The organism is Salicibibacter kimchii (assembly GCF_003336365.1).
GTDB classification, from domain to species: Bacteria; Bacillota; Bacilli; order Bacillales; family Marinococcaceae; genus Salicibibacter; species Salicibibacter kimchii.
Map to the genome: position 1 here is coordinate 305236 of NZ_CP031092.1, position 23724 is coordinate 328959.

26 protein-coding genes are annotated in these 23724 nt (G+C 47.8%); all 26 read left to right on the forward strand.

Features of this window, described 5'->3' with window-relative positions; translation table 11 throughout:
- The first annotated feature begins 64 nt into the window (after positions 1-64).
- The 26 genes from DT065_RS01800 (at position 65) to aroA (ending at position 23587) form a co-directional block, all read left to right on the forward strand.
- Entirely contained in the window at positions 65-322 is a 258-nt protein-coding gene (locus tag DT065_RS01800; protein ID WP_114370341.1) for a stage VI sporulation protein F, read from the forward strand.
- Between the two features lie 232 nt (positions 323-554).
- Positions 555-755, forward strand: coding sequence for a DUF2768 domain-containing protein (locus DT065_RS01805; RefSeq protein ID WP_227002698.1), 201 nt, complete (start codon positions 555-557; stop codon positions 753-755).
- A gap of 26 nt (positions 756-781) precedes the next feature.
- A complete protein-coding gene (locus DT065_RS01810; RefSeq protein ID WP_114370343.1) occupies positions 782-1510 on the forward strand; it encodes a YphF family lipoprotein in 729 nt (242 codons plus the stop codon).
- A gap of 479 nt (positions 1511-1989) precedes the next feature.
- On the forward strand, positions 1990-3471 hold the full coding sequence (spoIVA, locus tag DT065_RS01820) for a stage IV sporulation protein A (RefSeq protein WP_114370347.1): 1482 nt from the start codon (positions 1990-1992) through the stop codon (positions 3469-3471).
- Positions 3472-3813: 342 nt separating this feature from the next.
- On the forward strand, positions 3814-4368 hold the full coding sequence (folE, locus tag DT065_RS01825) for a GTP cyclohydrolase I FolE (RefSeq protein ID WP_114370349.1): 555 nt from the start codon (positions 3814-3816) through the stop codon (positions 4366-4368).
- 22 nt (positions 4369-4390) lie between these two features.
- Complete coding sequence (mtrB, locus tag DT065_RS01830) at positions 4391-4609, forward strand: trp RNA-binding attenuation protein MtrB (protein ID WP_114370351.1); 219 nt, start codon at positions 4391-4393, stop codon at positions 4607-4609.
- A gap of 110 nt (positions 4610-4719) precedes the next feature.
- Positions 4720-5502: a heptaprenyl diphosphate synthase component 1 gene (locus tag DT065_RS01835; RefSeq protein ID WP_160112358.1), complete on the forward strand. Its 783-nt coding sequence runs from the start codon at positions 4720-4722 to the stop codon at positions 5500-5502.
- A gap of 98 nt (positions 5503-5600) precedes the next feature.
- Positions 5601-6350 (forward strand): demethylmenaquinone methyltransferase, encoded by a 750-nt coding sequence (locus tag DT065_RS01840; protein WP_114370354.1) that lies wholly within the window; start codon positions 5601-5603, stop codon positions 6348-6350.
- Positions 6351-6368: 18 nt separating this feature from the next.
- Positions 6369-7232 carry a UbiA-like polyprenyltransferase gene (locus DT065_RS01845; RefSeq protein WP_114370356.1) on the forward strand — a complete coding sequence of 288 codons (864 nt, stop codon included), beginning with the start codon at positions 6369-6371 and terminating at the stop codon, positions 7230-7232.
- A complete protein-coding gene (locus DT065_RS01850) occupies positions 7229-7825 on the forward strand; it encodes a UbiX family flavin prenyltransferase (protein WP_114370359.1) in 597 nt (198 codons plus the stop codon). The genes DT065_RS01845 and DT065_RS01850 overlap by 4 nt, the downstream gene beginning before the upstream one ends.
- Positions 7826-8683, forward strand: coding sequence for a menaquinone biosynthesis protein (locus DT065_RS01855; RefSeq protein ID WP_114370362.1), 858 nt, complete (start codon positions 7826-7828; stop codon positions 8681-8683).
- 13 nt (positions 8684-8696) lie between these two features.
- Positions 8697-9668 (forward strand): polyprenyl synthetase family protein, encoded by a 972-nt coding sequence (locus tag DT065_RS01860; protein WP_114370364.1) that lies wholly within the window; start codon positions 8697-8699, stop codon positions 9666-9668.
- A gap of 95 nt (positions 9669-9763) precedes the next feature.
- Positions 9764-10159 (forward strand): nucleoside-diphosphate kinase, encoded by a 396-nt coding sequence (gene ndk, locus DT065_RS01865; protein WP_114375987.1) that lies wholly within the window; start codon positions 9764-9766, stop codon positions 10157-10159.
- Between the two features lie 53 nt (positions 10160-10212).
- Positions 10213-10998 (forward strand): CheR family methyltransferase, encoded by a 786-nt coding sequence (locus DT065_RS01870; protein ID WP_114370366.1) that lies wholly within the window; start codon positions 10213-10215, stop codon positions 10996-10998.
- Positions 10999-11087: 89 nt separating this feature from the next.
- The gene (gene aroC, locus DT065_RS01875) at positions 11088-12260 is read left to right on the forward strand and encodes a chorismate synthase (RefSeq protein WP_114370368.1); all 1173 of its coding nucleotides are present in this window, start codon (positions 11088-11090) and stop codon (positions 12258-12260) included.
- Complete coding sequence (gene aroB, locus DT065_RS01880; protein ID WP_114370370.1) at positions 12260-13348, forward strand: 3-dehydroquinate synthase; 1089 nt, start codon at positions 12260-12262, stop codon at positions 13346-13348. Before aroC ends, aroB begins: the two co-directional genes overlap by 1 nt.
- Positions 13345-13755, forward strand: coding sequence for a chorismate mutase (gene aroH, locus DT065_RS01885; protein ID WP_114370372.1), 411 nt, complete (start codon positions 13345-13347; stop codon positions 13753-13755). Before aroB ends, aroH begins: the two co-directional genes overlap by 4 nt.
- A 208-nt stretch (positions 13756-13963) precedes the next feature.
- The gene (trpE, locus tag DT065_RS01890; protein WP_114370374.1) at positions 13964-15460 is read left to right on the forward strand and encodes an anthranilate synthase component I; all 1497 of its coding nucleotides are present in this window, start codon (positions 13964-13966) and stop codon (positions 15458-15460) included.
- Complete coding sequence (gene trpD, locus DT065_RS01895) at positions 15457-16485, forward strand: anthranilate phosphoribosyltransferase (RefSeq protein WP_114370375.1); 1029 nt, start codon at positions 15457-15459, stop codon at positions 16483-16485. Before trpE ends, trpD begins: the two co-directional genes overlap by 4 nt.
- On the forward strand, positions 16478-17248 hold the full coding sequence (gene trpC, locus DT065_RS01900; protein WP_114370377.1) for an indole-3-glycerol phosphate synthase TrpC: 771 nt from the start codon (positions 16478-16480) through the stop codon (positions 17246-17248). Before trpD ends, trpC begins: the two co-directional genes overlap by 8 nt.
- Positions 17245-17895, forward strand: a complete 651-nt coding sequence (locus tag DT065_RS01905) for a phosphoribosylanthranilate isomerase (protein WP_114370379.1) — start codon at positions 17245-17247, stop codon at positions 17893-17895. Before trpC ends, DT065_RS01905 begins: the two co-directional genes overlap by 4 nt.
- Positions 17876-19072 carry a tryptophan synthase subunit beta gene (trpB, locus tag DT065_RS01910; RefSeq protein ID WP_114370381.1) on the forward strand — a complete coding sequence of 399 codons (1197 nt, stop codon included), beginning with the start codon at positions 17876-17878 and terminating at the stop codon, positions 19070-19072. Before DT065_RS01905 ends, trpB begins: the two co-directional genes overlap by 20 nt.
- Entirely contained in the window at positions 19069-19869 is an 801-nt protein-coding gene (gene trpA, locus DT065_RS01915; RefSeq protein WP_114370383.1) for a tryptophan synthase subunit alpha, read from the forward strand. The genes trpB and trpA overlap by 4 nt, the downstream gene beginning before the upstream one ends.
- A 125-nt stretch (positions 19870-19994) precedes the next feature.
- Positions 19995-21092 carry a histidinol-phosphate transaminase gene (gene hisC / locus DT065_RS01920; protein WP_114370385.1) on the forward strand — a complete coding sequence of 366 codons (1098 nt, stop codon included), beginning with the start codon at positions 19995-19997 and terminating at the stop codon, positions 21090-21092.
- A 47-nt stretch (positions 21093-21139) separates the two neighbouring features.
- Positions 21140-22273, forward strand: coding sequence for a prephenate dehydrogenase (locus DT065_RS01925; RefSeq protein WP_114370388.1), 1134 nt, complete (start codon positions 21140-21142; stop codon positions 22271-22273).
- Between the two features lie 15 nt (positions 22274-22288).
- Complete coding sequence (gene aroA, locus DT065_RS01930; protein ID WP_114370390.1) at positions 22289-23587, forward strand: 3-phosphoshikimate 1-carboxyvinyltransferase; 1299 nt, start codon at positions 22289-22291, stop codon at positions 23585-23587.
- Positions 23588-23724: the final 137 nt, after the last annotated feature.

Here is a 23724-nt window from a genome sequence, read left to right on the forward strand (position 1 = left end):
CTCACACCTTTTTCATATCGTCATATAATGGCGATGAGCTATTAAATGGAAAGGATGAGCAAATATGGATCGTCATGATTCAATCTTTGATCATATTCAAAACAAGGCCAATGTTGATCAAGATGATTTGCAAAATTTAGCAAACACAGCCAAGGGTGCGGACTTTCAGGATGAGGAAACGGTTAGACAACTCATCCATGATGTTGCGCAAATGGCGGGTGTTCGAGTGTCAAAAGACAAAGAAGAATACTTGGTACATGCGATTACCAACAACCAGGTTCCGCTTGATTTTGCCTCGTTAAGCGAACTATTTCGCGATTAGTCTTTTTTCTTGGGCTTTCGCCAAGCGCGTTCCGGGGGTGTTGCGCATAGAATATCAGGAACCATATCCTCAAAGGGTTCCACCTTTTCGGAAGGAAGGTTTAGTTAGCCGGAGATCTTAGTCTCCGGTTTCAGTCATGTGGACAATCCTGTTTCTTTTTTGTCACTCATACCCAAGTGCAAAGGCGAATGGATATGCTATAATGTGACATGGTTTAAAGGAGGGTAACTTTGTGGATGCGTTAGATGCAATGTGGCTTTCATTTGTCGGTTTATTTCTTATGTTTGTTTCCTCCATCACTGCATTGCTCGGCCGTCAGAAACTGTCCGGTTTTTTTCGGTTTCTCGTCCTTGCTTTTTCATTTACTTGCTTATTGGTAGCCGGTCTTATCATGCTTATCGTTGTTTTGCCGGGTTCAAGGGCTGACCTATAATTGGACGAGGATTGGAGGTGCCCCGCTTGTTGCGACGAATAAAGCGTTTGACCATCTTTGCTGTTTGTTTATTCTTTGTGAGCGGTTGCTTTTACCCCCAGGATACGGGTTCCGGTGATCACCGGGGCCACCCACATGCGGAACAACTTCAATCGGTGCAAATTGCAGTAGAGGAATATGAATCTGCACATGGGGTCCCCCCGATTGGTGATTTTGAAGGGGATACCAATCTTTATGAACGTTATCAAGTTGATTTTCAAGCACTTATTCCCGGCTATATGCAGGAAGCGCCTGCCAGCGCGTATGAAAATGGCGGCAATTATCATTATACATTGATTAATGTGGAAGAAGAACCGGAAGTGCGCGTCATTGATGCGGTAAATTTACAAGCAGCCCGGGAGTTGGAGCGAGACATTCGTGAATATGAACGGGCGAATGAATTTCCGCCGATCAAAGATATGATAGGCCCTGGTGTATTTGAATTGGATTATGAACGTTTAGGCTATGAAGGACAGCCAACGGTGGAGAGTCCCTATTTTGCGACGAATCTTCCTTTGTATCTCGGCGAAAACGGGGAGGTCATCATTGATTACAGCAGTGATTTGAACCGTATCCTTCAGGAAGGCGATCCGGACATTGAGGATGAAGATGATATTCGTTCGATTTTGACGGATGAGTTTCCTGTGGCCCCTGTATCGTCAAGGCCTTACACGATTGAAAACGGCGAGCCGGCATTTACGGATAAAAGAGATTAAAGGTATTGTTCTAAACCTCTTTTTTTCTATCTATATATAGAGAGAAAGGGGTTTTTTCTTTTGGCAGCTGGCCTCCCTTCACGGACGAAAATGAAACTTCCATCAGAGGGGGGGTTCTTCCCTCTCTTATAAGGAAGTCGGCTAAAATCGTCCGTCCTGTGGCAAGGCCGGCATTAGCACATCCTGTGCGTCACCACAGGGGTGTTCGTCGCCCGCTTTTCCGGAAATCAGGCATCGGAAGCCGGAAATCGGAAAGTCCTGAAAAAAGCCTTTGCCGATTTCCGCGAATTCTGACCTTTGAAATAACGGGCGCTTACCATCGGGATAAAAAAATGAGGGCTTCATCCAATAGCGATTGGCATGGAGCCAATGAATTCTACTGATGAACGTCATAATGATATGGACAACATCATAGGATGAAGTAGCAATCACACATTTCTTTGGAACGGAAGTGTATATTTTAGATCGGAGGGGATCTCGTGGAAAAAGTGGATATCTTTAAGGATATCGCGGAACGCACAGGAGGGGATATTTACTTAGGCGTTGTCGGTGCTGTGCGAACGGGGAAATCTACATTTATCAAGAAGTTTATGGAACTTGCCGTCCTTCCGCACATGGAGGATGAAACGGATCGAGTTCGGACACAAGATGAATTGCCGCAAAGCGCTGCAGGGAAAACAATTATGACAACAGAGCCTAAATTCGTGCCGAATAATGCAGTGGAACTGCAAGTGGATGAAGGGCTCGATGTAAATGTAAGGTTTGTGGATTGTGTCGGCTATGCTGTTTCCGGGGCAAAAGGGTACGAGGATGAACATGGCCCCCGCATGATCAACACCCCTTGGTACGAGGAACCGATTCCGTTTCAGGAAGCAGCGGAGATCGGTACACGCAAAGTGATCCAGGAGCATTCCACCCTTGGTGTTGTCGTAACCTCGGATGGAACGATCGGCGAATTGCCGCGGGAAGAATATGTGGAGGCAGAAGAGCGTGTCATCGAAGAATTAAGAGAAGTGGGAAAACCGTTTATCGTTATTGTCAATTCAACCCAGCCCCATCATCCGGACACAAGGGAGCTCCAACATCATCTTGAAGAAACGCATGATGTTCCCGTGCTTCCTTTAAGTGTCGAAACGATGTCCGAACACGACATTTATCGCGTGCTCAGAGAAGTGCTTTTTGAATTTCCGGTACATGAAGTTAACGTCAATCTTCCCAGTTGGGTCATGGTGCTCAATGAAGATCATTGGTTGCGCAGAGAATATGAAGACTCGGTAAAAGATACGGTGAAGGATATCAAAAGGCTTCGCGATGTCGACCGTGTCGTTGGCCATTTTGGCGAGGATTATGAATTTATTGATTCTGCTTCCCTCGCGGGGATGGAAATGGGGCTGGGCGTTGCCGATATCGATTTGTATGCACCGGATGATCTTTATGACCGGATTTTAAAAGAAGTCGTCGGCGTAGAAATACGTGGGAAAGATCACCTCTTGCAATTAATGCAAGATTTCGCCCATGCAAAAAGCGAATACGACCTAGTCTCCGATTCACTGAAAATGGTAAAACAAACCGGTTACGGTATCGCGGCCCCGGCTCTTGAAGATATGAGCTTGGATGAACCGGAAATCATCAGGCAAGGGTCACGTTTTGGCGTTCGCTTGCGTGCGGTCGCCCCGTCGATTCACATGATTAAAGTGGACGTGGAGTCAGAATTTGCACCGATCATCGGTACGGAAAAACAAAGCGAAGAACTTGTCCGTTACCTCATGCAAGATTTTGAAGAGAACCCGCTTTCAATTTGGAATTCCGATATCTTTGGTCGATCGTTAAATTCCATTGTACGAGAGGGGATCCAGGCGAAAATATCGCTCATGCCCGAGAATGCACGCTATAAACTGAAAGAAACCCTGGAACGAATTATTAATGAAGGCTCGGGTGGATTGATCGCGATTATTCTTTAATAACGTTCCTCCGTTCATCGGGGGTTCGTTTTTTTATTAATTGCATAGAATAGATCCCTACCTGAAGTTCGAGGAAGGCGTTCGGTCCGGAGCGAAAAAAGCTTTATCTATGGCTGCGGAGGCTGTAAGTGTCCAGTGATTCATCTATGGTGATCATTTAAATTTCTGCCCTTCCCTCTCCCCGTTTTTCGAGTTCCCCCAAAACCTCCAAGCAAAAAAATATCCCTCCTTCCCAATGAAAGTGTTACAATGAAAACAAATGCGGGGAAGCTCAAATCGATTGCTTTTAAGCATTTGCTATGCTAAAATCTCTAGCGATTAGCATGAAGTAGGAGGTTCCAAATGGACCATGAAAAAATAGAAGCAGCGGTACGGCAATTGCTCGAAGCAGTCGGCGATGATCCGGACCGTGAAGGTGTGTTGGAAACGCCCGCTCGTGTTGCACGTATGTATGAAGAAATATTCAGCGGACTTAATGAAGACCCGGAAACCCATTTGCGCACAATTTTCGGCGAAGAACATGAGGAACTCGTACTTGTAAAAGATATCACCTTTTATTCCATGTGCGAGCATCACCTTCTTCCTTTTTTTGGGAAGGCACATATTGGATACATTCCCAAGAACGGGGCGGTAACGGGACTGAGCAAGCTTGCCCGTGCTGTGGAAACGGTGGCGCGCAGGCCCCAGTTGCAAGAACGGATTACTTCTGACGTTGCCAATGCCCTCGTGGAAACCCTTGACCCTCATGGTGTCATCGTTGTCGTTGAGGCTGAACACATGTGCATGACGATGCGTGGCATCAAAAAACCGGGGAGTACAACCGTTACTTCTGCAGTGCGAGGCGTTTTTGAAAAAGATGCTTCCTCTCGTTCGGAAGTGTTGTCTCTATTAAAATAAGGGGAATAAGGAGGTGTGAACGTTGCGCGAAAACGATTTTTTTGTCATTAAGGCAGAGGAAGACGGCGTGAACGTGATCGGACTTACACGGGGTAATACCACCCGCTTTCACCATTCCGAAAAACTTGATGCCGGCGAAGTAATGATTGCTCAATTTACAGAACATACTTCTGCCGTAAAAGTTCGGGGGAAAGCCACGATTCAAACCAACCATGGAGAAATGAAAACAGAAGGCTCTTGAGCACAGGTTTTTTCGTGAGAATGGGGAAGCTGTGCTATAATAACAATGGTTACCTTAATCTAAAAATGGTCACAAATGCCTGTGTGTCATCCGGAACGGGAGGAACGACGATGGAATGTGTGCGTACAGAACAAAAACAGCTTAAGTGGGCGATGGAAGCATTTAATGAACTTTCTCATCATCCTTTTTTGATTACGTACGGAATCGAACCAAAGCATGATGAAGATAAGACGATTTTATTATTGCACGCGATTGATAACCACAATTTTGACGCAAAGGCTAAATTGGAACGGGTCACCACCGCGATGCTTGTCGAAGCTGCACTTACTGCCCACGAACATATTCCATTACATAACAACGACACCGTAGAGGTGAAGAAAAATCAATTAACGGTATTGGCCGGAGATTTATACAGCAGTTTGTATTATTATCGGCTGGCAAAAATGGAGGACGTCCCTCTTATTCGTTTGTTCAGTGAATCCATCCAAAAAATGAACGATGCCAAGGCGTATTTACACTCCCGTAATTGGAGAACTGCAGAGGAACTCCAGCAATTAATCATGGATGTGCAGTCCACACTGATTGTTAATTTGGCAGATTATTACCGTCAAGAGATGATCCTTCGCATCGCCCCCCATTTTTTGGCGCTAAAAAGTATGAAAAAAACGCTACAGGCGTTGGAGGAAGAAGGGCATCCACGTCAAGATACGCCGATCCCTCCCTCTCCTCTGTTGACGGAACAACGACCACACGAAGAAAGATATTTCCTGAAACAAAACCTCTATACGGTGATGACGAAGCAGGGAAACCTCCTGCGTGAAGGGGTGGAAAACTTTAGAGACAGCTTGCCGGCTCCTCTTTTGGACCGAATAACGACGGTCCTCCATACCTGAGGTTTTCACGTGAGATTAGAGGAATGCAAGAACCTTCTCCATTTTAAGTACCTCAAGAAGGAATGATCGATGATCACCGTACAAAAGGGTGTATGCAAATGAATAAAAGCAAAGAAAACCACGTACATGATGTTTTCGAGTCGATCTCAAAACGATATGATCGCATGAATGGCGTCATTAGTTTAAAGATGCACACCCGGTGGAGAAATGATATGATGAAGCGCATTTATTTTCCTCCCGTGTCAAACGTATTGGATGTGTGCGCGGGGACTGCGGATTGGACGATTGCCAGTGCCCGTCAGCTTCAAGGCGGAGAAGCGATAGGCATTGACTTCAGTGAACGCATGCTTGAGGTGGGAAGGGAAAAGGTACGGAAAGCCGGTTTGGAAAATACCCGATTAATCCATGGGAACGCCGGCAACCTCCCCTTTGGCGATGATTCGTTTGATGTGGTTACCATTGGGTTTGGGCTGCGAAACGTTCCGGACCCGCATGTGACGTTAAGAGAGATGTTGCGTGTGCTCAAGCCGGGCGGACAAGCGCTGTGCTTGGAAACATCCCAACCGGAAAATGTGTTTTTTCGCTCTCTATACGGCTTTTATTTTCAACGTATCATGCCGAAACTAGGAAAATGGTTTACCGGAACGGATAAATACGAGTGGTTGAACGAATCTACGAAGCAGTTTCCGGACAAACAAACACTCACCGATTGGTTTGCAAGTGCCGGTTTTGAAAGCGTAGATTATTGCAGCTATGCTTGCGGGGCAGCGGCCGGCCATTGGGGGTATAAACCAGGGGGAAAAGGGTCTACAGATTCCAAGCGCTCAGCTCCCACCTCCTACATCTAGCAAAGAGAGGGAAACGATGTGATACGGAAAATCAAGATTCTTTTCGAGATGATAAAATTTGAACATACCATTTTCGCGCTTCCTTTCGCATATTTGGGGATGATTCTCGGGAGCTTTGAAATTAACGGGAGTTGGCCGACCCTCTCGCAATGGATATGGGTAACAGTAGCCATGTTTGGAGCCAGAAGCGCGGCCATGAGTTTAAATCGATTGATTGATGCAGCCATTGACAAACGCAACCCGCGTACGGCAGAGCGAGCAATACCTGCCGGCCTTATTTCTTACCTGGAAATTATTGCTTTTATTATTGTTTCTTTTGCGTTGTTTTTTACGGCCGCTTTTCAATTGAATATGCTTGCCGTTTATTTGCTGCCAATCGCGGTTTTCTTTCTGACGTTTTATTCTTATACGAAGCGGTTTACGTGGCTTTGCCATTTTATTCTCGGTATGACGATTGCCATCGCTCCTTTGGGCGGTTGGGTCGGAGCAACAGGCGGGTTGCACCCTGAGGCCTTTTTGCTATTTTTAGCCGTCACGTTTTGGACGGCCGGATTTGACATTATTTATGCCACGCAAGATGTTGATCATGACAGAGCGGTTGGCATTTATTCGGTTCCGGCAAGATTTGGTGTCAAGCGTGCCTTGCAAACAGCACGAGGAAGTCATATTGTGAGTGTTGTCGCGCTTTTTTCTCTCTTTTTCCTATCCGAGCTTGGTATTGTATATTTGATAGGGGCTTGTATATCAGCGGCGATTATGATCTATGAGCACTCCCTCGTATCCGAGAACGATCTTTCAAATGTAAATGTAGCTTTCTTTACAATGAACGGCATCGTCAGTATGGTGATGTTGGCATTTACGATTGGAGATTTTATTCTATGAATCAACGACAGCCGATTTATACGGTCGGCATGACCGGTGCAAGTGGAGCGATTTACGGCGTTCGTCTCGTGCAAACGTTATTAAAAAAGGGCGCGAAGGTTCATTTCCTAATGTCCGGCGCCGCTTGGCAAGTGTTTGAACAGGAACTGGAATTGGATGTAACGGACAAAGAAGCATGTTTGCACGAATTGTTTCCGGAAGGGGAGCTACACATTCATGGTTTACAAAACTTTTCCGCGCCGGTAGCCAGCGGTTCCTATCGGAATGACGGGATGGTGATCGTCCCGTGCTCGATGGGAACGTTATCAAAAATTGCCAACGGCAATTCCGGGAGTTTGCTGGAACGAAGCGCTGACGTTGCTCTGAAGGAAGGGCGTAAACTCGTGATCGTTCCTCGCGAAACGCCGTTGCACGCCATCCATCTCGGCAATATGAAGGCTGTTGCAGAAGCGGGCGGGGCCATCATACCCGCCATGCCCGGTTTTTATCACAGGCCGAAGACGCTTGATGATCTTGTCGATTTCGTTGTCGGAAAAATACTGGATCGCTTGGATGTCGATCATCAGCTCTTTACGCGCTGGGGAGATGATTGAATGATACGTGTCGGAGAAATCCTTTATACAAACGTACACCCTTTCTTTTTTTACATGGATCGAGAAAAATTAAGCGCCCATAGCCATTTTATCCCGAGCATACCTGCCAGATTAAATGTTGCGATGAGTCAGGGGGAAATCGATGTCGGCGCGATATCGTCATTCGCGTACGGGGAAAACGCTGAGAATTTAGTCCTTATGCCCGATTTGGCCGTTACGTCCCACGGATCCGTCGGATCAATTTTCCTTTTTTCAAAGGTTCCAATTGAAGAATTGGATGAAAAAAAAATCGCGCTTACCCATAGTTCAGCGACTTCCATCCATCTTTTGAAAATCATATTGCAGCGTTTCTATGGCCATCGATCCATTGTTTATACAACGATGATGCCCGTCTACCAGGATATGCTGGCGGAACATGATGCCTGTTTGTTGATCGGAGATGATGCGATCCAGGCGAGTTGGCGTGAACAAGGGCAGATGTATGTTTATGACTTGGGAGAAAAATGGTATCATTTCACAAGCATGCCGATGACGTTCGCCGTGTTCGCGATGCGGAAGCAAGCGCTTGAGGCGGAACCGGGAGCTTTACGAGCGCTTTATCATGATTGGAAACAAAGCGAGGAACAGGCTCGTGTCAACGGCTATGAACAATTGGCCCAATCTGTCGTGAAAGACCATGGCGGAGACGTTGGTTTTTGGCAAGGATACTTTCAGAACTTGCAGTATCGATTTGGACGTAAGGAACAAAGGGGCCTTCTTCATTTTTACCGACTTGCCTATGAAGAAGGATATTTGCCTAGAGATGTCGATCATTTGAGTGTTTGGGACAGCGACATAGGCATTCATTCCATTAATTGAAAGGGAAACCTACATGAAATTAACGGACCTTTACATGTATTTACGAGGGGATATCCACCGAATTGAAACGGAGATGGGCGGTGCAGTTTCAGAAGTGTCTCCTGTCCTCGAAGAAGCGACGTTACAATTACTCGAAGCGGGTGGAAAACGAATACGGCCCGTATTTATGTTGCTTGGTGCCAAATTCGGGAATTATGACATTCAGAAACTTAAACATATCGGTGTCGCTTTGGAATTCATTCACATGGCTTCGCTCGTCCACGATGATGTCATTGATGATTCTAATCTTCGGCGCGGCAAGGATACAGTTAAGGCAAAATGGGACAACCGGGTAGCCATGCATGCCGGTGACTATTTGTTCGGGAAAGCTATCTCCCGCGTTGCGCTGTTTGAAGAGCAAGGCATTCATGAAACCATGTCCCGGTCGATGCATGAAATGGTGCTCGGTGAAATCGAACAAATTCGTTTTAAGTATGCGTGGGACCAGAATGTGAGAACGTATTTCCGTAGAATCAAACGCAAAACAGCTGTATTGATCGCGGGAAGCTGCAATCTAGGTGCCCAAGCTGCCGGTGTCCCCCGTTCGGAGCAACGCTCGCTCGCTTTTTTCGGACATCAAGTGGGCATGGCTTATCAGATCACCGACGATATTTTGGATTTTACGAGTTCAGAGGAAAAACTCGGAAAACCGGCCGGCGGGGATTTGTTACAAGGAAATATTACGCTTCCGGTCCTTTTTGCCATGGAGCAAAGCCCTTCCTTTAAAAAGGAACTGCGCCAAGCATTTGCCGACGGCGCACCATCGAAGGGAAAAATGGACGAATTGCTTGAAAAGATTAAGGCCAGCGGCGGCATTGACTATGCCAGGGAAATAAACGCACGCTATCTGCAAAAAGCGTATCAGTCCCTGGAAGCATTGCCGGACATTCCGGCTCGCCGTTCCCTTTATGATATTGCTGCCTATATAGGAACCCGTGAACATTAACAAGTCGTTTCAATTCAGGGAAAAGAGATGGTATACTAGGAGCGGACAAGGATTATATCCAACAAATGATTGACGAAAGAGGAGTGGAAACATTCATGGAAAAAACATTTATCATGGTGAAGCCGGACGGCGTGAAACGACAATTGATCGGGGAAATCGTCACCCGTTTCGAAAAACGCGGCTACCAATTAACAGATGCAAAAATGATGACGATAAGCCGTGAAACGGCAGAAAACCATTACGGTGAACATAGCGATAAACCATTTTTCGGGGAGCTCGTAGACTTTATTACCTCTGGCCCTGTTTTTGCAATGATTTGGGAAGGGGAAAACGTCGTGGAGAATGCCCGCACGATGATGGGGGCCACAAACCCGAAAGAGGCGGCGCCGGGTTCCATCCGGGGAGATTACGCCGTGAACGTCGGCCAAAATATTATTCATGGGTCAGATTCAACGGAAAGTGCTGAAAGAGAGATAGGTTTATTTTTCTGATTTGTTATCGCCGGCCGCTATGGCCGGTCGCTTTGTTATGTAAGGAGAGGGAAATGAAGAAAGATTATAGTTATTTCAAATCTGCGGTTTTGGAACGGACAGGGATTGATTTATCGTTGTACAAAGAACGGCAAATGAAGCGTAGGCTTGAATCGCTGTATAAACGGCATCACTTTCATTCTTTTCGGGCTTTCTTTCATGAAGGAATGCTAAATGATCCTGTCCTTTTGCAAGCTTTTCTGGATAAAATGACGATAAACGTGTCAGAATTTTACCGAAACAAAAGCCGTTGGGATTTCTTTGAAGAAGTGATATTGGCAGAGTTGAAGAAGAAGCAACAAAAGTTGCGCTTTTGGTCGGCCGCCTGTTCCTCGGGAGAAGAAGCTTATACGGCGGCGATCATCGCGAGCAAACATCGGGATCTTTCGGATGTTTCCATCGTGGCGACAGATATAGACATGGAGGCGTTGAAGAAGGCGGAAGCCGGTTTTTATCAAGAACCATCGGTACGGGAAGTGCCAAAAAAGGAGAAGCAACGTGCGTTCGAGCAAGAAGCCAACGGTTATCGTATCCAATCAAGATTTAAAGAAACGGTTCGATTCCAAAAGCACAACCTGCTGGCGGACCCTTACCCCCGTGGCAATGACTTGATCATCTGTCGGAATATCCTCATCTATTTCACCGGTCCGGCCAAGGATCAAATCATTAGCGGTTTTAACGATGCGCTCAGGATTGGTGGCTTTCTCTTCGTTGGAAACACGGAGCAAATTTTTTCACCCGAAACCTATGGGTTAGAGCATGTGGGGAACTTTTTTTATCGGAAACGAAAGGATCTATAACCCTTTCCGGATGACGCAGTTTATGATACAATTTACTGCATAAAAGCGTTAAAGAATATTCATATGTACATACAGCCAGGAGGGAGAGCATGCGCTATCTAACGGCCGGCGAATCTCATGGTCCGGGACTAACAACGATTATAGAAGGGGTGCCCGCGCATCTTCCGCTTGTTCAGAGCGACATCAACGAAGAATTAAAAAGACGCCAGGGCGGATATGGCCGTGGCAGGCGCATGAAAATCGAAAAAGACCTCGTAGAAATTACGAGCGGCGTACGCCACGGGAAAACGACGGGTGCCCCCATTGCTCTTTCAGTGACAAACGATGATTTTGTGCACTGGTCAAAGGTGATGGGGATTGATGCCTTGCATCCCGAAGATGAAAAAATGGTCAAAAACAAGACCCTTTCGCGCCCCCGCCCGGGGCACGCGGATTTGAACGGGGCAATCAAGTATAACCACCGGGACATGCGCAATGTCCTTGAGCGTTCTTCTGCCCGCGAAACGACGATGCGTGTGGCGGCAGGAAGCGTGGCGAAAAAACTGTTGAAAGAGTTGGGGATTACCGTCGGCGTTCATGTCCTCAACATCGGCGGGATCAAAGCTGATGCAAATTATAGAGATGTTCATGATTTAATTGAGCGTGCGGAAGCCTCCGATGTCCGCTGTGTCGATGATGCGGCAAGCGAAAAAATGAAAAAAGCGATTGATGAAGCCAAAAAGAACGGCGATTCCATCGGAGGCGTTGTTCAAGTCGTGGTGGAAGGAGTGCCGATCGGCGTCGGGAGCCATGTGCACTATGACCGCAAGTTGGACGGAAAACTGGGAGGGGCTGTAATGACCATCAATGCCTTTAAAGGCGCTGAGGTCGGTATCGGTTTTGAAGCAGCGAACCTTCCCGGGAGTCAAGTACATGATGAAATTGCCTGGGATGAAGAAAAAGGGTATCACCGCAAAAGCAATCGTCTCGGTGGGTTTGAAGGCGGGATGACAAATGGTATGCCGATTAAAATCAATGGTGTAATGAAGCCGATTCCTACGCTTTATAAACCGTTGCAAAGTGTGGATATTGCTTCAAAAGAACCGTTTTCCGCTTCCATTGAGCGTTCAGACAGTTGCGCTGTTCCCGCGGCAGCGGTCGTTTGTGAGAATGTCATCGCGTTCGAGCTGGCAGATGCCATCGTGGACATGTTCGGTCATGACCGTTTTGATCGGATTCAAGAAGCGATTGACCGCCATCGGGCCGAAGCGAGGGAATTTTAATGCAAACGATGGAAGTGGCTTCTTCCTCGGGCACGTACGCCATTACGGTCGGGAAGCAGCTTAGAATATCTCCATATAGGTATCTGCCGAGCCACTTTCCCCGGAAAAAAAACCGCCTTTTTATCCTTGCGGATGAAACGGTGGCTTCCTATTATTTGGAAGAGGTCCGCGCTGCATATGCGGAAAAGTTGCCCGTGCACACGTACGTGCTACCTGCGGGGGAAGAGATAAAATCATTCTCAGGATATGAGGAAGTAGTAAGTGCCTGTCTGGAAATGGGGCTGGATCGCGAAAGCGCGATCATTGCGCTCGGTGGTGGTGTGATTGGAGATTTGGCAGGATTTGTGGCTGCCACTTATATGCGCGGCATTTCCCTTGTGCAAATGCCGACGACATTGCTCGCCCATGACAGCAGCATTGGCGGGAAAACAGGCATTAATCATCCCGAGGGTAAGAACATGATCGGTGCTTTTCATCAACCCGAAGCAGTGATCTATGATATAGAAATGCTTGATACCCTGCCCGAGAAAGAATGGCGATGTGGGTTTGGAGAAATGCTCAAACATGGGTACATCGGAGATCAACATTTGCTTGAGCAACTAAAGCAATTGAAAACATCCTCCTCTTTCACAATCAGCGATGAACTTCTGGTTTCCTCGATAGCTGTAAAAAAAGACATTGTTCACCAAGATGAACGGGAGCAAGGCCCGCGTGCACATTTGAATTTCGGACACACCCTTGCTCACGCTTTGGAACAAACAACAGGTTACGGGGTATTGACCCATGGAGAAGCGGTTGTGAACGGAATGGTGTTTGCTTTGTATGTCGGCCGCCGGCTCGGTTACGCCGGCCCCGATGCTGCCGGGGAAGTCCAATGGTTGCGTGCTTTCGGATATTCATTCGCGCCTCTGAAGCAAATGGAGCCGACTCAAATCTTGCAAGCCATGAAGCGGGACAAGAAAAATCGCGGCGGCAACATTCGCTACGTCGTGCTCGCAGATGCCCAACGACCCCTCATCGTTACACTCGACGACGCACAACTTTTAACATATATGGATGCTTTCCAGAAGGAGATGGAGCTTACATGAGAGGCATTCGGGGAGCGACAACGGTTGATTATAATGAGGCAGAACATATATGGACGCGGACGAAACGGTTACTTGCGGAAATGGTGGAGGCAAACAATGTCCAGCCGGATCAAGTGGTGCACATTTGGTTTACTGTAACCACCGACATTGATGCAGCCTTTCCCGCGAAAGCTGCCCGCATGCTCCCGGGAGACTGGTCGTATGTGCCGGTGATGTGCGCGACTGAAATCCCGGTGCCGAACAGTTTGCCGCGTTGCATTCGCGTCATGGCCACCGTTAATACGGAGGTTTCCTCGCGGGATATCCGGCATGTTTTTCAGGAGGATGCCATAAAACTAAGACCGGATTTGACAAAACAAGCCGGTGGGGATTATGCTAAAAAAGAGGAAAGTCGCAAGGAAGTATAGCAGAGAATTCCAAATTGAAAATAGATGAGATGAGTGGAGAAGAGCGAGAGTTGAGGAGAGTAGAGAACAGTTGAGGTATGTCCTTTAACCACTCATCCCGCTAGCAGGGATGAGTATTTATGTATAAACAAAACTCTTCTATAAACCTCCGATAGTCATTTTTTGATGCCTTCCCACGCTTCTCTTTTCGGGAGAGGTGAATGCATGAATGGTCACATCCTTTCATTCCTTTGTAAAAGAATCCAAAGAATATCGGCTTGTCCCTATCATTAAACGAATGTTTGCCGATACGACGACACCGATTCAAATGTTCAGGCAATTACAGAATAGTGCCGTCTGTTTGCTTGAAAGTAATGATCGTACGTCGGAGTGGTCACGCTATTCCTTTGTTGGGTTACGTGCTGCTTATCAATTAAAGGAAAACAAACAAGGGTTTCAACTTATAACAGCGGACGGGACAGTACTTGTTACGGCCAGTGATATGCAAACCGCCTTTCAACAATCCTTTCGCATTTTGAGCCCGTCTCCGGCGGCCGATAGCGATGTTCCTTTTCCGGGGGGAGCCGTTGGCGCTCTTCCGTATGATGCGGTTATGCACGAGGAAAAAACAATTAATAAACCTAAAGAAGAGACAATGGAACCCGTGCACTTTTTGTTTTGTGAAACGATGATCGCTTTTGATCACAATCAGGAGATGATCACGATCGTTCATTATAAAGATTGTGCAGGACGATTGCCGGAGGATGTTTACCGGGAAGGGAAGGGTTATATTGATTCGCTCGTGAAGCGTATGGAAAGAAATGATCACTCTAGTATTTCCGGTTCATTTCCGGAAAAAAAAGCCCCTTCCTTTGAAAGGGTGGAGGCAAACTATACGCGTGAAGCATTTGTATCAGCAGTGGAAAAAATACAAACGTATATCGCCCAAGGGGATGTTTTTCAGACAGTTCTTTCCCAACGGTTTGAATGTGATATTGGTACATCGGCGTTCATGATCTATCGGGTATTGCGTCATTTAAATCCTTCCCCGTATATGTTTTTTCTGAAACTGGGTGAAAAAGAAATTGTAGGCAGTTCACCGGAGCGTCTTGTAGAAGTAAAAGATGATGAAGTGGAAATCCATCCGATTGCCGGCACAAGAAAACGAGGCCGAACGAACAAAGAGGATGACTCGCTTGCCGAAGAAATGTTGGCATCGCCGAAAGAACGGGCAGAACATCAAATGTTGGTGGACTTGGCAAGAAATGATGTCGGGCGCATAGCGCGATATGGAACGGTGCGCACACCGGTGTTTATGGACGTAGGGAGATTTTCGCATGTGATGCATATGATCTCCAAAGTCAAAGGCGAGTTAAAATCAGGCGTTCATCCATTGACGGCTCTGCTCGCCGGTTTTCCGGCCGGAACCGTTTCGGGGGCACCGAAGGTGCGGGCAATGGAAATTCTCCAGGAGTTAGAACCGACAAACCGTGGGATTTATGCCGGCGGTATTGCCTACATCGCTTATAACGGTTATATCGATTCTTGCATCGCCATTCGAACGATGACCGTGAAGAACAATCGCGTTCGCATACAAGCCGGAGCCGGAGTCGTTGCCGATTCGGTGCCGGAAGAAGAGTATGAAGAAACGATGAATAAAGCAGCGGCACTGTTAAGTGCCATTGAAATTGCAGAAGAGATGAGTACAGAGGAGATGAGCAAATGATGATCAAGCATGTCTTACGCTCCCTTCTTGAGGGAGAAACCCTTTCGGAAGAAACAGCCGAGGCCGTAATGAGCGAAATGATGAGTGGAGAGACAGAAGAAAGCCAAATCGGGAGTTTTTTGACCCTCCTTCGTTATCGACATGAAACCGTCGAGGAGTTAACGGGGTTTGCGCGAGCGATGCGTAAAAATGCCGTACCCGTCTCCCGGCCGTCCCATACACGTTTGCTGGACACGTGTGGGACGGGGGGAGACCAGCGCTCCACTTTTAACATTTCGACGGCGACCGCCATTGGAGTAAGCGCATGTGGCGTAGCTGTTGCCAAACATGGCAATCGTTTTGTTTCCTCGAAAAGCGGCAGTGCCGATGTGTTGGAAAAATTAAATGTCCCCATCGATTCCGATCCCTCCGATCTGAAAACAGCGATAAACGAAAAAGGCCTCTCTTTTTTGTATGCCCCTTTGTATCATCAAGCGATGAAACATGTCGCAAACGTGCGTAAGTCACTGGGATTCCGTACGATTTTTAATATTCTCGGACCTTTGACGAATCCGGCTAATGCCGACGTCCAAGTCGTAGGCGTGTTCGACAAGGATTATGGTAAAATGATGGCCGAGGTACTAAAACGCTTAGGGACGGAACGGGCGTTGTTTGTTACCGGCGAGGATGGCATCGATGAGATTACGATCAGCGGGAAAACGTATGTGACTGAACTGGACGGCGAACGTATCCATTCGTATACGATCGAACCGGAGATGTTCGGCGCAAAAAGAGGTGACCTTTCCGATATTCAAGTGGCTTCCGTTGACGAAAGCGCGACGCTTATCCGGAATATTTTTAGCAACCGGGCATCGGAGAGCGCCACACAAGTATTTTTGCTCAATATGGCTGCCGGGCTTTATGTGAGTGAGGCGGAAAAAAGTTGGGAAGACGCTTATAAACGCGCTCGCCATGCGTTGACGAACGGTGAGCTGCTTGCTCATTTGCAGCAATTGCAAAGAAAGGCAGGAAAAATTCATGCTTAATGAAATTGTAGCCCGAAAAAAAGAAGACTTGAACTTTTTCCAGCTTCCTCGGCGAGAAGAAGTAAAGCATCACTCGATTAAACAATCCCTCGCTTTTGCTTCCAATCGTGATGGGATCGGTTTGATTGCGGAAATTAAACGCGCGTCCCCTTCAAAAGGAATGTTGGCCGAAAACCTTGATGTCGTTGAAAGAGCAAAAGCGTATGAAGCGGGTGGAGCCGATGCCATTTCCGTGCTCACGGACGGTCCTTATTTTCAAGGCTCCATCATGGATCTCATCGCTGTAAAACAGGCGGTTAACGTGCCGGTGTTGCGCAAAGACTTTATCGTTGATGAACGGCAAATTGAAGAAAGCGCTCGTATCGGTGCCGACGCGATTTTGTTGATCGCCTCCATCCTTGAACCCGGCCATTTAAAAGACATGGCCGAGATGGCCTCTGCTGTTGGTTTAGAAACGCTCGTGGAAGTGCATACGGAAGAGGAACTTAATCGTCTGCTTGACGTGTATACCCCTTCCCTTATCGGGATTAACAATCGCAACCTGCAGACATTTACAACGGACACAACGCAGACGCGTGCGCTATCCGCCTCTGTCCCGGTGGATAGTTTTATCGTAAGTGAGAGCGGCATTCACAGCCCGGAGGATGCCGCTGCCGTAACGAAAGCAGGCGCGAAAGCGATGTTAATTGGAGAAAGGCTTGTATCTGATGGCGATCCGAAAACAACCATTCCGGATTTAAAGAAAGGGGCGCATCTCGGATGACTGATATAAAATTTTGCGGCCTGCAATCAAAACAAGACGTAGAAAACGCGGCAGCTGCAGGGGCGACTGCCCTCGGTTTCGTGTTTGCAGACAGCAAGCGCCAAGTGGCGGTGGAAAATGTTACCGAGTGGCTTGCCTCGACTTCTTTGCAGGAACAAAAAACAGTCGCTGTTTTCGTGGATCCAGATCATACGGAAGTACAAACGATAGTGGAAAGGGCTCCCATTGATATATTGCAATTTCATGGAGATGAATCCCCGCAGTTTTTAAAAGAAGTCAAACAAAGCACTGGAAAACAAGTGATTAAGGCCCTTCGTCATCAAAAAAAGACGCTGGATTTGTTTTGTGCCTTCGCCCCTGTTGTAGATGGGTTGATCGTGGACGCCGGAACGGAGGATCAAAAAGGGGGGACTGGCAAACGATTTGACTGGGAAGCCGTTCCCGTATATATACATTTTGCAAGACAGTTAAACCGGGCCCTCTGGATCGCTGGTGGTATCTCGCCCGAAAATGTGGCAGATCTGTTATCCTTTCACCCCGACGGCATTGATGTATCCAGCGGCATCGAAAATGAACGCCAAAAAGATCGAGGTAAAATGGAAATACTCGTAAAGCAGGTGAGAGAAAATGGCTATGTCGTATCCTGACGCGCGCGGCCGGTACGGGGAATTTGGCGGAAAATATGTGCCCGAGACGGTTATGGCTGCGCTCGAGGAATTGGAAACCGGCTTTCAAGAAGCATTGGCGGATACTGCGTTCATGGAAAACTATCGAGATGTTCTGCAAACGTATGCGGGGAGAAGCACGCCAATCACACATGTGAGTCGTCTCTCGAAGCATGTAGGCGGTGCGGAAATCTATTTAAAAAGAGAAGACTTGTTGCATACCGGAGCCCATAAAATCAATAATGCCATTGGGCAGGCGTTGCTGGCTGTGCGGATGGGAAAGAAAAAAATCGTCGCGGAAACGGGCGCCGGGCAGCACGGGGTCGCGACCGCGACCGCTGCTGCTAAATATGGATTGGAATGCAAGATTTTTATGGGCGCAAAAGATATGGAACGACAACGGCTCAACGTATTTCGCATGGAATTATTAGGTGCCGAAGTAGTGCCGGCAACAAGCGGAAGTCAGACATTAAAGGATGCAACTAATGAAGCTATTCGTTACTGGGTTGCTAACGTTGATGATACGATGTATTTAATCGGATCTGTCGTCGGCCCTCACCCCTACCCGAAAATTGTCCGTGAGTTTCAACGGATCATCGGAGATGAGGCGAAAGCGCAAATGGAAGAGACGCCTGCAGCCGTCGTTGCCTGTGTCGGCGGGGGAAGTAATGCAATGGGAATATTCAGCGCATTTCTTGCCGAGGAACAGGTGCAACTATACGGGGCGGAAGCCGCAGGGTTCGGCATTGACACAAACGAGCATGCCGCGAGCCTCAGCAAAGGGGCCCCAGGGGTGATTCACGGCGCGCTCACGTATTTGCTACAAGACGAAGCCGGTCAAATCAGTGAGCCTTACTCGATCTCGGCCGGTCTTGATTATCCGGGAATCGGACCTGAACATGCCTATTTATCCACGTCGGGGCGTGTCAACTATGAACCGATTAGTGACGAGGAAGCGATGGATGCCCTCGTGTTGCTTACAAAAACGGAAGGAATATTGCCTGCCCTTGAAAGTGCGCACGCGCTTGCCCTTGCGATGAAAAAGGCAAAGCACATGCCATCGACGGATAAAATGCTCGTTTGCTTGTCCGGCCGGGGAGATAAAGACGTGGAGACGATAAGCAATGTGCTAAAAAGAAAGGAAGACAGCGAGCGATGAATAGCGTTGAACAGGCTGCACGGGCAGCAAACAAACAATTGTTTATTCCTTATATGATGGCCGGCGACCCCTCTTTTGACGCTTCCGTGGAAATCGCGTTCACCTTGCAGGAATGCGGAGCTCATATTTTGGAATTAGGGGTTCCATACGCGGATCCGCTCGCGGACGGTCCGGTGATTCAAGAAGCCGGCATGCGAGCTTTTGGAGAAAAGATGGATCTATCGAAAACATTTTCACTCGTACGTGCCATTCGCGATCGGGGGGTAACGATCCCGATTGTTCTTTTTTGTTATGTCAATCCCTTATTGAAGTATGGGGCTCATGCCGGTGTGGAGGCCGCGGCGGCCGCAGGAGCAGACGGCTGGCTTATTCCGGATCTCCCATATGAAGAAAACGACGACATTCGTACCAGTTGCCATCAACATGAATTGGAGCTGGTCTCCCTTGTTGCCCCGACCTCAAAAGAAAGGATCCAAAAAATAGCGATGCAGGCAGAAGGTTTTTTATACTGCGTATCGAGTTTGGGGGTCACCGGCGCCAGGAAAACATTTGATGCACGATTGGATACATTTTTACAGGAGGCAAAACGATACAGCAATGTGCCGCTCGCGATTGGCTTCGGCGTTTCCAGTAATGAACAAGTGAGGGCAATTCACGAACAAGGGTACGGAGTGATCGTCGGGAGCGCGATTGTACGGGAAATCGGCCAACATAAAGATGACTTGCGACAAGCGGAATTACGCCCTCGAGCATTGAAAAATATCCAAACATTTGTAGAAGCGCTCGTTTCGTCGTAAGATTAGTAGATAACGTTGGCTTTTCGCGAAGTTCTTAGGGAGGAAGCCATCGTTTTCTTCTACTTAGTTCTATACACAGGTAACATTTTCTTTAAGTGCAAGAGAAAGAAAAGGGGAGTGAAGCTATGAAACTAAAAATGAAACCTGTCATCGACGAGTTAAAACCGTACGAACCGGGGAAACCGATCGAAGTCGTGAAAGAGGAGCTGGGCCTTAATTCGGTGATAAAGCTAGCCTCCAATGAAAATCCCCACGGCCCTTCTCGAGCTGTGCAAAAACAGCTACAGCAGGCGGGAACGCCAAATGTGTATCCGGATGGACACGCGCGAGAGTTACGGCAAGCCGTTGCTGATTACCTGCAAGTAAACGAGGGGCAATTGTTATTTGGCGCCGGTTCTGATGAAGTAATCTTACTGCTCTGCCGGGCAATGTTATCGGAACAAACGAACACCGTTATGGCAACGCCTACATTTTCCCAGTATAAACAAAATGCCGCGGTTGAAGGGGCGAAAATTATGGAAGTCCCATTGAACGATGGGGTTCATGATTTGGACGCAATGATGGACAGCATCGATAAAGAGACCCGGATTGTTTGGATATGCAATCCGAATAACCCTTCTGGAACATATGTGAACGCTGCCGATTTTTCCGCCTTTATGGAACGAGTGCCAAGCGATGTGCTCGTCGTCCTTGATGAAGCATATGGCGAGTATGTGGAAGCAAGCGATTACCCGAATTCACTCGAGATGCTGAATACGTATGAGAACGTGTTGATTTTACGAACGTTTTCGAAAATGTACGGGCTAGCCGGATTACGAATCGGCTATGCCGTCGGTGCCGAACCTTTAATTTCAAAAATAGAACCGTTAAGGCCGCCTTTTAATACAACGACCTTGGCTCAGAAAGCAGCGGTCGCCGCTCTTGATGATCAGACGTTTGTCCAAGACTGCCGGGAAAAAAATAAACGTGAAAAACATAAACTGAACACATTTTTTCAAGAAAAAGGATGTTTTCCCTATCCAAGTGAAACGAACTTTCTTCTCGTGGACGTCGGAGTGAACGGAGATCGTGTTTTTGACGCCCTCCTGCATCGGGGGATCATCGTGCGTTCCGGGGAAGCGCTCGGTTTTCCGAATTGCATTCGCGTCTCCATAGGAACAGAAAAAGAAAATGAACAGTTTATGGGAAACTTCTCGGAATGGTTGACCACGCTAGAGCAATAACAACATCGTGCAGTCGGATCGGCAAATGAAAGGAATAGGTGAACGGTATGGAAAATGACACACCTTCGCGTCCGCAGGAGTACCCAAAGGCTGTGGTTATCGGATTGGGCCTGATCGGCGGGTCGGTTGCCCTCGCCATTCGCGCTCGTCATCAGGTACATATCACCGGGGTTGATGTGCATGAAGCCTCTTTGCGCATGGCCAAAGCATTGGAAATCATCGACGAAGGGCATACAATGATAGAAGAGAGCGTTCAAGAGGCAGATATCATCATTATCGCCACTCCGGTCTCAAAAACAATGGAAATAATGGATGAAATTGCCCGCCTTCCCATGAAAGCCGGAGTAATCATTACCGATGTGGGAAGCACCAAAGGAACGGTTATGGAAAAAAGTGAGCGCCTGTTCGGAAATAAGGGAGCGACTTTTATTGGGGGCCACCCAATGGCAGGATCTCATAAAAGCGGAGTGCAAGGGTCCAGGGGCGATTTATTCGAAAATGCATTTTATTGTTTAACGCCCGGGGAAACCGCGGATGCATCAGAGGTAGAACGTTTGAAGCGTTGGCTAAGCGGCACGAATGCACACTTTATTGAGCTGGGTTCCAATCTTCATGACCTGCTCGCGGGTAGCGTCAGCCACCTGCCGCATATCGTTGCTTCTTCCCTCGTCCATCAATTAGCCGATTTGCAACAGGAGCACCCTGTATTGGGAGATCTTGCCGCGGGCGGATTTAAAGATATTACCCGCATTGCATCGGCAAACCCGGTCATGTGGCGGGATATTTTAGTTCATAACAAGCATGTGCTTCTTCCGATGATGGAGCGTTGGCAATCGGATATGCAAACCATCCAAAGTCTCATCGAAGAAGGAGACGACGCTCATTTGCAACGATTTTTTTCAGATGCAAAACAACATCGTGACGGACTGCCTTCCAAAAAGAAAGGGGCGATCCCTGCTTTTTATGATTTATTCGTTGATGTTGCGGACCACCCGGGCGCGATTTCGGAAGTCACGGGAATACTCGCGGACAAAGACATCAGTATAACGAATATCCGCATCATGGAAGCTCGCGAAGATATCATGGGCGTGTTGCGGTTGAGTTTCAGGAAAGAGGCAGATCGGCAAAAAGGAATGGATTGCCTCGAAGCTGAACAATTCAGTGTTTATATCAGTGAATGATCGGGAGGGTTGCACATGGACAAGCAGACAATTACTGCTACAAGCGCCTTGCGCGGAAGCACGACGGTACCCGGAGACAAATCCATCTCTCATCGCGCGGTTATGTTCGGAGCAATCGCTCACGGACGGACAACCGTGAGCGGATTTTTAGACGGGGAAGATTGCCGGCAAACCATTGCCTGTTTTCAAAAAATGGGTGTTGCCATTCATTATGACCGAAACCAGGGGAAAGTTGTTATTGAGGGTAAGGGGTTCGAAGGGTTGAATGAACCTTCGGAGCTGTTGGACGTTGGCAATTCCGGAACAACGATCCGGCTTATGCTCGGAATTTTGGTTGGTCAACCTTATTTTTCCGTGGTGGCCGGCGATGAATCGATCGCGAAACGGCCAATGGCGAGAATAACCGAGCCGTTACGCTTGATGGGAGCACAAATCCACGGACGGCGGGACGGTACGTATACCCCGATCGCGATCCCCGGTAGGGAGCATCCATTAACCGGAATTGAATACCAACTTCCCGTGGCGAGTGCCCAAGTAAAAAGCGCGCTATTATTGGCAGGATTACAGGCACAGGGGAAGACAATCGTTCGGGAAGAATACCGTTCGCGAGACCATACGGAGCGCATGCTACAGGCTTTTGGGGTTAACATTGACGTATCCGGTAACGAGGTTTCGGTTTCCGGAGGACAGCCGTTACAGGCACGTGACGTGGATGTACCGGGAGATATCTCTTCCGCAGCTTTTTTGCTCGCTGCCGCGGCGATCGTGAAAGGCAGCGATTTACGCATGACAAACGTTGGTGTGAACCCGACGCGCACAGGCTTTATTGATGCCCTCGCTGCAATGGGGGGAGATGTGACGTTCGAAAACGAGCGTGTCCTCAGCGGAGAGCCTGTTGCTGATATTGTGGTCCGCGAAAAACCGTTACATGCCGTCACAATCTCCGGGTCGTTAATCCCACGTCTCATTGATGAAATCCCTGTTTTCGCGGTCATCGCAACACAGGCAAAAGGGCGTACGGTTATTAAGGATGCCGCGGAGTTAAAGTTTAAGGAAACGAATCGAATTGATGCAACAGCTTCGCAATTGCGTCAAATGGGGGCAAATGTACAAGCAACCGAAGACGGATTAATCATAGAGGGGCCGACGACGCTCACGGGTGCGGAAGTCAGTAGTTTCAATGATCACCGGATCGGGATGGCATTTACCATTGCCGGCCTCATTGCCAAAGAAGAAACGACGATCCATGGTGCTCAGGCAAGCGCCGTTTCTTTCCCGAAATTTTATAAAACGTTACGTTTATTAAGCGAATAAGAAACGAAAACGGCTCGGTAGGGCGAAAAGCCAATGCTTTTCGCTTTCCCTTACAATTTTTTTTAAAAGTTTATTGACAATGTACGGAGATGCTTTATAATAAGAATCAGCGTATGGTTTCTCTCCACTCCTATCCA

Excerpts from the sequence above, each read along its gene's own strand:
- DT065_RS01800 (WP_114370341.1), top strand. The coding sequence starts at position 65 with ATGGATCGTCATGATTCAATCTTTGATCATATTCAAAACAAGGCCAAT.
- folE (WP_114370349.1), top strand. The coding sequence starts at position 3,814 with ATGGACCATGAAAAAATAGAAGCAGCGGTACGGCAATTGCTCGAAGCA.
- DT065_RS01835 (WP_160112358.1), top strand. The coding sequence starts at position 4,720 with ATGGAATGTGTGCGTACAGAACAAAAACAGCTTAAGTGGGCGATGGAA.
- DT065_RS01840 (WP_114370354.1), top strand. The coding sequence starts at position 5,601 with ATGAATAAAAGCAAAGAAAACCACGTACATGATGTTTTCGAGTCGATC.
- DT065_RS01850 (WP_114370359.1), top strand. The coding sequence starts at position 7,229 with ATGAATCAACGACAGCCGATTTATACGGTCGGCATGACCGGTGCAAGT.
- DT065_RS01855 (WP_114370362.1), top strand. The coding sequence starts at position 7,826 with ATGATACGTGTCGGAGAAATCCTTTATACAAACGTACACCCTTTCTTT.
- DT065_RS01860 (WP_114370364.1), top strand. The coding sequence starts at position 8,697 with ATGAAATTAACGGACCTTTACATGTATTTACGAGGGGATATCCACCGA.
- ndk (WP_114375987.1), top strand. The coding sequence starts at position 9,764 with ATGGAAAAAACATTTATCATGGTGAAGCCGGACGGCGTGAAACGACAA.
- DT065_RS01870 (WP_114370366.1), top strand. The coding sequence starts at position 10,213 with ATGAAGAAAGATTATAGTTATTTCAAATCTGCGGTTTTGGAACGGACA.
- aroC (WP_114370368.1), top strand. The coding sequence starts at position 11,088 with ATGCGCTATCTAACGGCCGGCGAATCTCATGGTCCGGGACTAACAACG.
- aroB (WP_114370370.1), top strand. The coding sequence starts at position 12,260 with ATGCAAACGATGGAAGTGGCTTCTTCCTCGGGCACGTACGCCATTACG.
- aroH (WP_114370372.1), top strand. The coding sequence starts at position 13,345 with ATGAGAGGCATTCGGGGAGCGACAACGGTTGATTATAATGAGGCAGAA.
- trpE (WP_114370374.1), top strand. The coding sequence starts at position 13,964 with ATGGTCACATCCTTTCATTCCTTTGTAAAAGAATCCAAAGAATATCGG.
- trpD (WP_114370375.1), top strand. The coding sequence starts at position 15,457 with ATGATGATCAAGCATGTCTTACGCTCCCTTCTTGAGGGAGAAACCCTT.
- trpC (WP_114370377.1), top strand. The coding sequence starts at position 16,478 with ATGCTTAATGAAATTGTAGCCCGAAAAAAAGAAGACTTGAACTTTTTC.
- DT065_RS01905 (WP_114370379.1), top strand. The coding sequence starts at position 17,245 with ATGACTGATATAAAATTTTGCGGCCTGCAATCAAAACAAGACGTAGAA.
- trpB (WP_114370381.1), top strand. The coding sequence starts at position 17,876 with ATGGCTATGTCGTATCCTGACGCGCGCGGCCGGTACGGGGAATTTGGC.
- trpA (WP_114370383.1), top strand. The coding sequence starts at position 19,069 with ATGAATAGCGTTGAACAGGCTGCACGGGCAGCAAACAAACAATTGTTT.
- hisC (WP_114370385.1), top strand. The coding sequence starts at position 19,995 with ATGAAACTAAAAATGAAACCTGTCATCGACGAGTTAAAACCGTACGAA.
- DT065_RS01925 (WP_114370388.1), top strand. The coding sequence starts at position 21,140 with ATGGAAAATGACACACCTTCGCGTCCGCAGGAGTACCCAAAGGCTGTG.
- aroA (WP_114370390.1), top strand. The coding sequence starts at position 22,289 with ATGGACAAGCAGACAATTACTGCTACAAGCGCCTTGCGCGGAAGCACG.